Below are 12,774 nucleotides of genomic sequence, written 5' to 3'. Positions count from 1 at the left end.
GCCTGCTGCGCAATTAAAAGGCAACTGCAACTAATTATGCATAAAAAGAATATCGAATACGCGCACCTGGGTGGGGCTTTCAAATTTGAAATGGACATCCACGTCGTACAGACGGACTGCATGCGAGCTTCTATAAGGGGAATCGCCCTCTTCAAAACCACGATAAACGACAGGACGCGGGTCCTGTTTCAGGGTTTCTTCAATCACTTCGCGCAGAGCTTTATCGGGATTTCGCATCTGCCACTCTTGTAAAAGTTGCTCGGCCTTGTCGTCAAAAGTCACCGTGATCGGATTCTTGGCGATCTCGGCAGGCCAGCCTGTGCGGGCTGTGGGAATGGCCTCCACCTCAGGCAGATAAGGTTTGATATCCAGAATCGGAGTGCCATCGACCAGGTCCGCTCCGGCCACCACGATGCCGTCTTTTTCCACTCGCACCAGTTCCACCAAAGACAGTCCGATCGGATTCGGACGATGCGGGGTGCGGGTCGCAAACAACCCCATGCTCTGCCCGCCCAAACGTGGTGGGTGCACCTTCGCATGGAAGCGCGCCACTTTATTTTGATGGAAGACCCAGATCAGCCACACATGACTGAAGCCCTCAAGACCTTGCAAAGATTCCTCCGGCTGAAGATCCGCGCGGATTTTCAGACGTGCTTCGGCCCGCTTAACAAGCCCAGGCTGTCGCGGTGTTCCAAATTTATCTTTAAAGCAAGACTCCAAGTAGCCAATAGGTTCCATACGCTAGCCCGTACCGCTCGCGGTCTTCCTGCGTCAAGGACTTTCGAATAACAAGGCTTTTTCAGATGACATGAGCCCCTGAAAGCATAAAACGGAGGCAAATTAACAGCCATTTAGGAGGCATTGATGAAACACCTTATTTTGGTAGCAGCTCTTGTGTTGGGCTCAGGCTCTGCATTTGCGGGCGAACTTGATAACGAGTCTTCCGTAACCAATCAGTCCATGAACGGCACTGTGGTGATCCGTGTTGATAACCGCAACAACCAAACAGCGGTACTGGCAACTGAACAAGCCGTGACCAGCGACGCTCAGGCGCAGGTTCTGGCAAAAACAGGATCCTTCGACCAATCTGCAAACGTTCGCAACGAACTTGATCAGGATGGTGGAGCTTCCAGTTGGTACTTCTACAGCGGTTACAACTACTACAGCTACGTCTACTGGTACGGCAACTGGTACACACCATGCTACACGTATAACTACGGGTACTATTCTTACTACTACTACTCGAACTACTATTGGTAGAAACTAACGGCGGCCTTCCGGGCCGCCCTTAGGAATGGGGATCTCCGCTTGCATCGACACGGGCTCCTGCCCTCGCCAGCCTGTCCGCCTTTGGCGGCCAACGCATCCGCTGGCTGGAGGTCGATTCCAGCGGAGATCCCCATTCCTAAGGGCTCAAGCAAGTCCTTGTTCTTGCACTTCGAAGAAAGTGATAGGAGTCATTTTTATGAAAAGTTTCGTGTTTTGCGCTTTGATGCTTGGTCTGACAACAGTCAGCGTGGCGTCTCCGTTCACCAATACTGATTCATTAAAAAATTCATTGGGGTTTACGCCGTATTATTCTTCGCAGAATCCTGGGCGCAAGTTGAAGGTTGCGGTTTTGGATAAAGGTTTCTTTGGGTACGAGAAAGAGATCGGGCGTACTTTGCCTGCGGGGACTCGTTATGTAGCCGGGCCGGTGGCGAATCCTGAGAATATGAAGGTCGTGCATGGGTTGAAGATGGCGCAGATTCTGACGGCCATGATGACCAATGATATGCGTGCTTCTCAGTGGATGCCCGAGCTGACTTTGTACAATGCTTTTGGGTATTCCAATTTCAAGGCGGCTATTGATGATGTGATTGCTCGTCAATATGATCTGGTTCTTTATTCTGAGGTCTGGGAATACGGCGGCAATGGGGACGGTGGTGGCTTTATCAATGCTGAGGTCAACCGCGCCACTCGTGCGGGCGTGATCTGGGTGAATGCGGCTGGTAACTTTGCTTTGACCACTTACAATGGGCCGTTGACGACGGTTCAGGACAATTGGATTTTGTTGCCGGATCAGAACAATGCTTTGGCTTTGCGCTGTCAGGCGGCGGCAGGCAAAAAATGTTCGGCAAAGATTGTTCTTTCCTGGAATGACTTCAAAGATGATGTTGAAGAAGGCACCACCAAGGATCTGGATCTGGCTCTGACTGATGACATGCTGAATGTGATTCAGAACAGTGCTTTGAAACAATCGGACAACCGCAATGAAGGTCGTCCCGGGTTTTCCAAGTATCCGCGTGAAATCATCTCCGCAGAACTTTCACCGGGGCTTTATTTCCTGCGTGTGAAAAACAGATCCAACAATTTCACCAACCGCGATCAATTGCGTATCACGGCCGACGGTGATGGTTTGGTGATGCCTTCCCATTCCCGTGGCGAAAGTATCTTGAATCCTGCTGACAACCCGACGGTGATCACGGTGGGTGCAAGTGATTCGGACCGTTCTTCGACTTCGTTCTTTAAAGACAAACCCGATCTGCTGGCGCCTTCTTCCATAAAGCTTTCTGATGGCACTGAGTATCGTGGCAGCTCCAACTCGGCGGCGATCGTGGCTGCCGGTTTGGGAATTTTGAAATCCCGTGAACCGCGCATGACTCGCAAAGATCTTTTGGATGCAGTCAGCTCCAAACACAACTGGGAACAGCGGGGATTGTCTTTGAACTTGTTGGGCTTTGGTCCAACAGGTCCCAACTGTTTTGTTGATGTGGCCTTCAATCCGATCCCGGAACAAATCCGTGATGTCGTTGCTCGTGGGGGTGTGCCCGTGCAAACGACGGCAGCCATTCGTGTGATGGTGGCATTTGATCCCATCTTGCTGACTCCAGGACTGAACCGTCAGCTTTTGAATGACATGATTGTGGCTTTGCCTCAGGGCGGATACGGCATCTTCAATCGCCGTGCGATGATTCCTCCGGGTGCGGTGGAAGTCTTCCAGCGTCCCTTGGAGGCAGGTCTTTGCCGTCCGACTCCGGTCAACGGCAAGAACTTCCGTCTGTAATTGCTGTTCGCCACCATACGATGCAGACCTAAGCACTTATGTTTTTAATTTCCCGGATTTTTTCCATATAATCCGGGAATGACATTTCTGATGGGCTTTCTTCTTTTGATCTGCATCGGAGTCTCCCCTGCGTTCGCAGCGGGCTCTTCTTCATTTAATTTTCCGCAAGGCACAGTGGACCTTATCAGCTCGCACCCGGGCTGGAATCCCCAGCAGAAAAATTCTTTAGGTCTGCATTTCAAAATGAAAGAGCACTGGCATATCTATTGGAAGAACTCCGGCGACTCGGGGGCTGCCCCCAAATGGAAGTGGACCGTTGAAAATGCCAGACTGACTGGTGAACAATGGCCCCTGCCAGAGCGAATCCATGTCGAAGGGCTGACCAACCTGGGCTATTCCCACGAAAGTCTTTTTATCTTTGATCTTGAGCCTCAAGATCCGGCGAAACCCGTCAGTGTGGTTTTGAATCTGGAGTTCCTGATCTGCAAAGTCGAATGCATTCCCTATTTTACAGAACTTCGAAAGGAAATTCCCTTCTCGGCCCAAACGGGGCCGCCGGCGGCGATCTTTTTAAAATTTATTTACCCCGAAAAAGCCCCTTCTTCATTCCGCTGGTCCGTGGATGGTCGCACCGACCAGATTCTGAAAACCACCCTGTCCTTGCCTGTAAATCTGAATCTTAAGAATCTCGAAGTTTTCCCCGAAGATGGCGAGACATTCAAAAGCAGCGTTCCTGCCTTGGAACCTCAAGGGTCGCAGTATCGGATTCAACTTCCACTGCAGGATACTTCCAAAACTGATTTTACCGGATCACGCTTTTTACTGGTCACGGAAGACACTGCCGGCAACAAAAAAGGCTACGAGATGGAGCTTACCGCGGCGGCTCCTGCGGCTTTGGCAACGATTCTGATCTGGGCTTTGCTGGGCGGGTTCATTCTGAACTTTATGCCGTGTGTGTTCCCGGTGCTTTCCATCAAAGTCTTAAGCTTTCTGGGACCGGATCAGGACAAACACAAGCTTCGCATCTCGGGCCTTTACTACACCATGGGTGTGATGTGTTCATTTCTTGCTTTGGGCGGACTGCTTTTGGCTTTGCGCGCAGGGGGCGAGCAGATCGGCTGGGGCTTTCAGTTGCAGTCGCCGTTGATCGCAGCAGGTATCGCGCTTTTATTCGTCTGGCTGGGCCTGAATTTCCTGGGCACTTTTGAAATAGGCCAGTCGTTAAGCTATTTGGGCGCAAAGAAAACTTCGCAGTCCCTGTGGGGCTCATTCATGACCGGCGTACTGGCCACCGTGGTGGCCACCCCATGCACGGCACCCTTCATGGGGGCCGCTTTGGGGGCCTCTTTAGCTCTGCCGGCGATGAACACGCTGATGGTGTTTGCAGGCCTGGGCTTGGGCATGGCCCTGCCATTCTTGATTTTGTCCTATACACCTCAGGCCTTGAAGTTTCTGCCCAAGCCCGGAATGTGGATGCAAACCCTGAAAGAGTTTTTGGCGTTCCCTCTTTTTGCCACTGTGCTCTGGCTGCTGTGGGTGCTGTCTCATCAGATTGTGGTGGATTCCATAATTTATTTACTGGGCGTATTTCTGCTGGTCGCGCTGTGGGTGTGGTTTACCCACACGATCCGCCATGAAAAAGCCCGTCAACTGACACTGCTTGCCGGATTTATTTTGTCGTTTGTGCTGCTGACAGCCCTTCCGCAAGAATCCATATCTGTTTCTGCCTCAAACACAGCTGCCGCGGAAGTATGGAAACCCTTCACGGCCGAGCAAGTCCAACAAGATCTGGAACAAGGAAAGTCCGTGTTCATCGACTTCACCGCCGCTTGGTGTATCACCTGTCAGGTGAATAAAAAGCTGGTCTTGCATACGACCGAAATTCAAAAGGCCTTCACTGAAAACAATGTGCAGCTTTACAAAGCGGACTGGACTGACAAGGATCCCAAAATCACGGAGGCTTTGGCTCAGTATGGTCGCAATTCACTGCCCCTGTATGTCTTCTACCCAGCAGGCAGTCGCAAGGCCCTGCTGCTTCCTGAAATACTAACCAAAGGCATCGTACTCGATTTATTTAACAAGGAGAAAGAACCATGAAAAAACTGATATTTGCACTGGCTTTGACCTTTACCTCAACCTTAGCGTTCGCAGACGCGAAAGTCGGCGCGCCAGCGCCGGACTTCAATGTGACTGATGCCAACGGCAAAACCCACAAACTTTCTGACTACAAGGGAAAATACGTGGTGCTAGAGTGGTACAACAAGGACTGTCCGTATGTGCGCAAACACTATGACAGCAAGAACATGCAAAACATCCAGTCGGAAATGACGGGCAAGGGCATCGTGTGGCTGTCGGTGATCTCTTCCGCCAAGGGCAAACAAGGCCATATGCCCGCGGCGGATGTGGTGAAAAACGGAACCAAAGAAGCTTCGAAAGCCACCGCCATTCTGGTCGACGAAAACGGTAAAATGGGCAAAGCCTACGGCGCCAAAACGACTCCGCACATGTACCTGATTGATCCCCAGGGTGTGCTTCGCTACAACGGGGCGATTGACAGCAACGATTCCGCGGATCCCGCGACGATTGCTTCAGCCGAAAACTACATCATCCGCGCCGTCGCCAGCGCAGAAAAAGGTGAAAAGATCGCCAAAGAAACCAGCAAGCCCTACGGCTGCAGCGTGAAGTACTAAACACCTGCTCACTTACAATTTGAGCCCGCACGGAAAGCCCCGTACCCTTAGCGGTATGGGGTTTTTCTTTTTGATTAAAAAATTCATACCCATTCCCGTCGTTCTTGCTTACCTAGGGTGCGCTTCGCTCCCACCCAACACAAATCGTTCTTATTCTGAAGCCCTGCCTCCTGATCCAAAGACTCAACTGGCCCAGGCGACAGAAGAACAGCTCAAAAAACATCCGGGTCTGTCAGGCTTCTATCCCCTGGCGTCCGGTCTGGAGGCATTGGTCGCCCGTATGGCGGCGGTCGCCGTTTCTGATCGCAGCATCGATCTGCAATACTATATCTGGGAAAATGACCTGACCGGCCGAATGCTGATGCATGAAGTTCTGCTGGCAGCCGATCGGGGCGTGCGCGTGCGTGTTCTGCTGGATGATCTTAACCAGGGACGCTATGAGCGAGGCCTTGCCATTCTGGATTCACACCCGAACATCGAAGTGCGCATGGCCAATCCTTTCGCCGGAAGAAGCTGGCGCATTCTGGATGCGATGAGATTTTCCACCGTCAACCGTCGCATGCACAACAAGGTCTTTGTGGTCGACAATCAAACGGCGATTGTGGGCGGACGCAACATTGGCAATGAATACTTCTGGGCCAGCGAAGAAATGAACTTTGGTGACTTCGATCTGTGGGCCATCGGCCCGGTGGTTCAGGATCTTTCGCGGGAATTTGATTCTTATTGGAACAGCGAAATCGCCTATCCTATTTCTGTCTTGGTCAATGGATTCAAGCCCACCGCCGAGGACCTGCAAAAACTGAAAGCCGATGCCGCAGCCGCCATCGAGGAAGCCGAAAAAACCCAGTATGCCGCCGCCCTCAAAGAAACACCGATGGTGAAAAAGTTCACCCACGAGCCGTTAAAACTTTATTGGGGAAAGGCCGAAGTCGTGATTGATCCGCCGGAAAAATTTCGCCAGCATTCAAAGGAACAGACCGACAACCTTGCCCATCAGCTTTATCCTCTGATCGAAAAGACCCAGAAAGAACTGATTCTGGTTTCCCCTTACTTTATTCCCGGCAAAAAAGGAGTGCAGTTTTTTAAGAATCTAAATGACCGTGGCGTTGCCTCTCTGGTTCTGACCAATTCCCTTGCTTCCAGTGATGTAGCCACCGTGTTTTCAGGCTACAAGGGTTACCGCAAGGATCTTCTTGAACAGGGGGTTCAGCTTTATGAGCTAAAACCCACCCCGCAAAAAACCATGCCGAAAAAGAGCCGTGTGGGCGCCAGCTTCTCCAGCGCAGGCTTGCACGGAAAGATCTTTGTCTTCGACCGAAGGAAGGTCTTTGTCGGGTCAATGAACCTGGATCCACGATCGGCCACTTTGAACAGCGAAATGGGCGTCGTTGTCGACAGCCCCGAACTGGCCGAAGCGATCAGCAAGAACCTGATCGCCAATCTTCGCGAAGACAGTTATCAGGTTTTACTGGATGACAGAAAGAACCTGATTTGGAAAACCACCGATGACCATGGCAAAGAACAGGTCTTTACCAAAGAACCTGAAACCAGTTGGTGGAAGCGCCTGAAAGCGGGGCTCAGCGGGATCTTCGTTCCCGAATCCTGGCTGTGATTGGCAGCTTGGGCATAAAAAAACCCCGAGTTTTCAACCCGGGGTCTTCACAATTTCGTCAGCAGATAGCGTTGCGACTAGAAATTGCCAGATCTTCTCATCAGACCGTCTTTGTTCTTGATGATGATTTCTTTACCATTGAGGTCTATAAGGCCTTCGTTTTTAAACTCTGTCAAATGACGAGACAAGGACTCATTGATCGTGCTGGCAAGTTGAGCGAACTCATTTCTTGTCAGTTTCAAATTCAAAGAAATACCATTCGGTGTCTGAACCCCGAATCTGTCTGCCAACAGCACCAGTTGATAAGCAATACGTTCCTGAACAGAGGCCAGGTAGTGAAGCTGACTGATGGTTTCGAAAGATTCCAGGTCGTTAACGGCCTGATTCAAAAGCAACTTAATCAGCGGGCTGGATTGTGCCATCGCCACTTGAATAAGTTCGCGTGGATACAACCAAAGAACTGTGGATTTCACAGCTTTGGCATGACTTTGTGTTACAGCACCTTTCACAAGTGCCTTGTAGCCAAAGTATTCACCTGGTGATACAAGCTTCGTCACGTATTCGTTAGTCGTGGTGCGGCCGCGCGCGTGGGATCGATTTACAACAACTTTTACACATCCCGACTGAACGTAATACAGACCCTTCGCCGGCTCCCCTTCTTTGAAGATCATCTCCTCTTCTTTGAGATGAATAACTTCATAGGGAACGTTTGAAGTATTCGGAATACTTAGGTTTTGACCACCCATAAAACCAAGGGAGTTTACTCCGCCGTTGAGTATTGTCTGAGATTCCATACTCTTTTACCTCCGAGCTTTCTTCGTTGGGTTAATTGTTGAGGTCATCCTAAACTGGTATTATACAGCCTCCTAATTGAAATTTCGACATAACACTCTTGTAACGGCCTCCTGTTTACGCACAAACATACTTATGACTTGACTCACAATGCCCCCTCCCCTACTTTCAGCCCCATCCAAAAATGGAATTTTTTCGTAATTTCATGCTCTTACTCAGCATATGACGGCGCTGCAAGAGTGGTTCAAGTGGAGTACTAAAATGGCAAAAAGCTTCCTTACGATGCTGTTATTCTTGTCAGTCGGCACATTTTCCCACGCAAATCCCCTCAAAGTTGGCTTGGTTCTCGATAAAGGCGGCAAAGACGACAAGTCTTTTAACTCTGCGGCTTATCAGGGAGCTAAAAAAGCCGAGCAGGATTTGAAGATCGACCTGAAATACGTTGAAGCCACAGACACCAACGCCATTGAAAATCTGCACCGTGCTTTTGCCCGTAAAAATTTTGACCTGATCATCGGCGTGGGCTTTGCCCAGCAGGAAGCGGTTAAAAAGGTAGCAGCTCAATTCCCGAAAATTAAGTTTGCTGTTATCGACAGTGATGTCAAAGCACCAAACGTGCGTTCTTTGCTGTTTGAAGAGCATGAAGGCTCGTTCCTGGTGGGGGCCCTGGCGGCAATGGCTTCCAAGTCGAACTCGGTGGGTTTTGTTGGCGGCATGGACATCCCGTTGATCCGCAGATTCTCAATGGGTTATGTGGCAGGTGCCAAATATGTGAACCCGAAAATCAATGTCACTGAAAACTATGTGGGCGTGACAGGTGAAGCCTGGAACAACCCGGCCAAAGCCAAAGAACTGGCGCTGGCGCAAATTGCCAAAGGCAGCGACGTGATCTTCGTGGCGGCGGGAGCTTCCAACACCGGTGTCTTCGACGCTGCTGAAGAAAAAAAGAAATTCGCCATCGGTGTGGATTCCAATCAGAACTGGATCAAGCCCGGCATTATTCTGACCAGCATGATGAAAGCCGTCGATGTGGCGGTGTATGACACCATCAAAGAAACCCAGGCCGGCAAATTCACCGCAGGTGAAATCCGCTATGGCCTGAAAAACCAGGGTGTGAACTACACTTTGGACAAACATAATGAAAAACTGATCACCGCCGACATGAAGAAAAAGGTCGAAGAGATCAAAAAGAAAATCATCGCCGGCCAAATCCAGGTTCCTGATTACTACAAAAAGAAATAGGTGCCTCTTAATATGTCCATGGCGGTTGAATTCAAAGGGATCAGCAAATACTTTGGCGCCGTTCGCGCCAACTCGGACATCTCTTTTGCCATTCCGTCGGGCTCCATTCATGCCATCGTAGGCGAAAACGGGGCCGGCAAATCCACGGCCATGAAAATCCTGTTCGGAATGTACCAGCCTGATGGCGGCGAGATTCTGATTCACGAAAAACCTGTTACCTTTGAAACCCCGATCGATGCCATGGCCGCCGGCATCGGCATGGTTCACCAGCACTTCATGCTGGCCGAACCCTTCACGGCCCTGGATAATATTCTGCTGCAACAAAAAGGTTCGGCATTTTCCCTGCTTCCGCGCGCAGAACAGCGTCAGCGTCTGAATGAAATCGCCGGTCGTTATGGCTTTCATGTCGACCTTGATGCCAAGGTCGAGGATCTGTCTGTCGGTGAACAGCAGCGTATTGAAATCCTGAAAATCCTTTCCCAGAACTCCGAAATTCTGATTCTGGATGAACCCACAGCCGTTCTGACTCCGCAGGAAGTGCAGGAACTGTTCACCAATCTTCGCAAACTGAAAGCCGAAGGCAAAACCATTCTGATCATCACCCACAAGCTGAAAGAGGTGATGGCACTTTCTGATGCCGTGACCATCTTCCGTGCCGGTCGCATGGTCGCCCACAAAGCAACCCGCGAAACTTCCGTGGAAGAACTGGCCGAACTGATGGTGGGTCGCTGCCTGCAAGATCCGAAAGAGCGAACCTCCACCATTGAGCAGAATCACGTGCTGCTGAATTTTGAAAAGCTTTCTGCAGCAATGGGCAACCATCGCATTGAAAACATCACACTGAAAGTTCACGCCCGCGAGATCGTCGGTGTGGCGGGCGTTGAGGGCAATGGGCAGGACATTCTGATCCGCGCCCTGCTGGATCAAAAATCGCTGAACAAACACTCCTTGCTTGGACAGGTTCTTTGTGAAGGCAAATTGCAGGCCTTCCCTGAAGACCGTCTGCGCTTTGGTGTTCTGCCTTCCCGTCCTGTTTATGAAAACTTCCTGCTGGGGCAGCAGCGGTCTGGCCTGTTTAATTCCGGCCTTCTGCTAAAAACCCGTGCTTTGATTGAGCGCACCCGCGAAATCATGAAGGAATACGATGTTCGTCCCCACGATGAACATCTGCCGTTTGAAAAGCTGTCCGGCGGAAACCAGCAAAAATTAGTCGTGGCCCGTGCCCTGACTCAAAAGCCGGATGTAATCATTGCCGCACAACCCACCCGCGGCGTGGATATCGGTGCCATTGAATTTATTCACAATGAACTGCGCCGCTGCCGCGATGAAGGTGCGGGCGTGCTTTTGATCTCTTCTGAGCTGGATGAACTGATGGCCCTTTCTGATCGCATTGTTGTTCTTTACAAAGGCCATCTGGTGGCGGAATTCCCACGCTCCGCCTTTAATGAAATCGCCTTGGGGAAAGCCATGGGAGGTGGACATTGAAACGTGTCTTCGGCTTCCTGTTGGGCCTGACACTGGCTTTGCTGCTGACTTTGTTCGCGGGTGAAAACCCGTGGAATGTCTTTATGATTCTGGTGCGCAGTGCTTTTGGCTCCATGTACGATCTGGGGCTGACTCTTTCATACACCACACCTTTGATTTTCTGTGGTCTTTCCGTTGCCATCGGCTTTCATGCCGGTCTTTTCAATATCGGCGCTGAAGGTCAGCTGACCATGGCGGTGGTGACGACTGCAGCTATCGGTGTGCTGTTCCCGCAGATCCCTTTCCCGCTGGCTCCGGTGATTGCCCTGCTGGCAGGTCTGGTGGCCGCCGGGTTGTGGGGCTGGATTGCGGGCTGGCTGCGCGCCGTGCGTGGCAGTCATGAAGTCATCATCACCATCATGATGAACTTTATCGCCGCCGGCCTTGCAAGCTGGTTCACCCTGAAGATCATTCCCAATCCAGAATCCCAGAATCCTGAAACCGCCATGGTCGCACCTCAGTACATGTTTAAGGACTATGATCTGATTGCCCGTCTGTTCCCGGACACCCCGGCCAATGCCTCGTTGGGCTTTGCGATTGTGCTGGCTGTTTTGATGTGGATATTCCTCTGGAAAACCACGTGGGGCTTTGAATTGCGGGCGGTGGGCTCAAATCCCGAAGCCGCTCACCGTGCGGGAATTTCAGAAAAGAAAGTGCGCATTCTGGCGATGACCTTGGCTGGAGTGATGGCGGGCTTCGTCGCTTTGTCGGAAGTCTTGGGCAGCGCCGGGCAATACCGCATTGGCTTTTCTCCGGACTATGGCTTTATCGGTATCGCTGTTGCCCTGCTTGCCAGCAACAACCCTTTGGGAATTATCGTGGCGGCCTTCCTGATGGGTGCGCTTCACAAGGGCGCTTCGGATCTGGATCTTGAAACGACCACGATCACCCGCGACTTCTCTCGCATCATCCAGGCTTTGGTTATTTTGGGTGTGGTGGCGCAAGGCTATTGGGAATGGATCAAAATCAAAAGGAGGAAAGGTTAGATGGAAACTATGACCTGGATTCTGGCTTTGACTTTGGCGACCCTGCGCCTGGCAACACCTTTGGTGTTTGCTTCGATGGGTGGTTTGATGAGCGAACGCTCGGGGGTCGTGAATGTCGCCCTTGAGGGCTTTATGCTGATCGGTGCCTTTGCCGGCGCCATTGCCGGTCAGTATTTCGCTTCAGCGTGGATGGGGTGGGGCTTTGCCATTCTCGCAGGCCTTGTTATCGGCGCTCTTTACGCTTTGTTTGTGATTGAGCTTAAAGCCGATCAGATCATCACGGGCATGGCCGTGAATCTTTTTGTGATGGGTTTCATCCCCTTTGTGACGAAGATTCTTTACAGCTCCACCGGCTCCACTCCAGCTCTGCTGGTGGAAGACCGCTTTACCTTTGAACCGTTGTTGATGGCCGGGCTGCTGGTCGCCGCGATCAGCCTCTGGATGTTCCACACGCGTTCAGGCCTGTGGGTTTTGTTTGCCGGCGAAAATCCTGAAGCCCTGACCGCCAGTGGTGTCAGTGTTCGTAAAGTCCGCTGGTCCGCTGTGACGTTGAGCGGGGGTTTTGCCGCCATGGGTGGCGCCAGTCTTTCATTGTTCCTGGCTTCGTCTTATTCCCCGATGATGACCGGCGGCCGTGGTTTCATGGCTTTGGCGGCGCTGATCTTCGGTAAATGGAAGCCGGTACCAGCCTTTGCGGCGTGCCTGCTGTTTGCCTTTGCTGATGCCGTGCAAATCCGTCTGCAAGGTGTGCAAATCGGCGGCGTGGAAGTTCCGGTTCAGTTTGTTCAGATTTTACCTTACATCGTGACAGTCATTGCTCTTGCGGGCTTTATCGGCAAAAGCCGGGCTCCAAAGGCACTGGGTCACCAATAATTTAAGAGG

The 12,774-nt window shown here is 51.4% G+C and carries 11 protein-coding genes; 9 read left to right on the top strand and 2 right to left on the bottom strand.

Annotation, left to right across the window (positions count from 1 at the left end; genetic code table 11):
* Window positions 1–30 precede the first annotated feature (30 nt).
* Complete coding sequence (tsaA, locus tag ACZ520_RS02095) at window positions 31–738, bottom strand: tRNA (N6-threonylcarbamoyladenosine(37)-N6)-methyltransferase TrmO (RefSeq protein WP_374031898.1); 708 nt, start codon at window positions 736–738, stop codon at window positions 31–33.
* A 126-nt stretch (window positions 739–864) separates the two neighbouring features.
* Between tsaA and ACZ520_RS02090 the strand changes: the two genes are divergently transcribed.
* The 5 genes from ACZ520_RS02090 (at window position 865) to ACZ520_RS02070 (ending at window position 7,348) form a co-directional block, all read left to right on the top strand.
* Window positions 865–1,260 (top strand): hypothetical protein, encoded by a 396-nt coding sequence (locus tag ACZ520_RS02090; RefSeq protein WP_088566396.1) that lies wholly within the window; start codon window positions 865–867, stop codon window positions 1,258–1,260.
* A gap of 205 nt (window positions 1,261–1,465) precedes the next feature.
* Window positions 1,466–3,046, top strand: a complete 1,581-nt coding sequence (locus tag ACZ520_RS02085; protein ID WP_374031897.1) for a S8 family serine peptidase — start codon at window positions 1,466–1,468, stop codon at window positions 3,044–3,046.
* A gap of 78 nt (window positions 3,047–3,124) precedes the next feature.
* Complete coding sequence (locus ACZ520_RS02080; protein WP_464127315.1) at window positions 3,125–5,143, top strand: protein-disulfide reductase DsbD family protein; 2,019 nt, start codon at window positions 3,125–3,127, stop codon at window positions 5,141–5,143.
* Window positions 5,140–5,736, top strand: coding sequence for a redoxin domain-containing protein (locus tag ACZ520_RS02075; RefSeq protein WP_088566399.1), 597 nt, complete (start codon window positions 5,140–5,142; stop codon window positions 5,734–5,736). Before ACZ520_RS02080 ends, ACZ520_RS02075 begins: the two co-directional genes overlap by 4 nt.
* Window positions 5,737–5,791: 55 nt before the next feature.
* Window positions 5,792–7,348, top strand: coding sequence for a phospholipase D family protein (locus ACZ520_RS02070; RefSeq protein WP_464127313.1), 1,557 nt, complete (start codon window positions 5,792–5,794; stop codon window positions 7,346–7,348).
* A 77-nt stretch (window positions 7,349–7,425) separates the two neighbouring features.
* On the opposite strand, the gene ACZ520_RS02065 is transcribed toward ACZ520_RS02070, so the two are convergent.
* Window positions 7,426–8,142 (bottom strand): Crp/Fnr family transcriptional regulator, encoded by a 717-nt coding sequence (locus tag ACZ520_RS02065; protein ID WP_011163030.1) that lies wholly within the window; start codon window positions 8,140–8,142, stop codon window positions 7,426–7,428.
* Window positions 8,143–8,401: 259 nt separating this feature from the next.
* Here ACZ520_RS02065 and ACZ520_RS02060 point away from each other — a divergent pair, with 259 nt between their 5' ends.
* The 4 genes from ACZ520_RS02060 to ACZ520_RS02045 are packed head-to-tail and all read left to right on the top strand — an operon-like array spanning window position 8,402 to window position 12,765.
* Entirely contained in the window at window positions 8,402–9,382 is a 981-nt protein-coding gene (locus tag ACZ520_RS02060; protein WP_416479549.1) for a BMP family lipoprotein, read from the top strand.
* Window positions 9,383–10,867 carry an ABC transporter ATP-binding protein gene (locus ACZ520_RS02055; RefSeq protein ID WP_464127310.1) on the top strand — a complete coding sequence of 495 codons (1,485 nt, stop codon included), beginning with the start codon at window positions 9,383–9,385 and terminating at the stop codon, window positions 10,865–10,867.
* Window positions 10,864–11,892: an ABC transporter permease gene (locus ACZ520_RS02050; RefSeq protein WP_464127308.1), complete on the top strand. Its 1,029-nt coding sequence runs from the start codon at window positions 10,864–10,866 to the stop codon at window positions 11,890–11,892. The genes ACZ520_RS02055 and ACZ520_RS02050 overlap by 4 nt, the downstream gene beginning before the upstream one ends.
* Complete coding sequence (locus ACZ520_RS02045) at window positions 11,893–12,765, top strand: ABC transporter permease (protein WP_464127306.1); 873 nt, start codon at window positions 11,893–11,895, stop codon at window positions 12,763–12,765.
* Window positions 12,766–12,774 lie beyond the last annotated feature (9 nt).

The sequence above is a fragment of the Bdellovibrio sp. BIS2 genome, from assembly GCF_055398295.1.
This window is presented reverse-complemented; position numbering and strand designations above follow the sequence as displayed.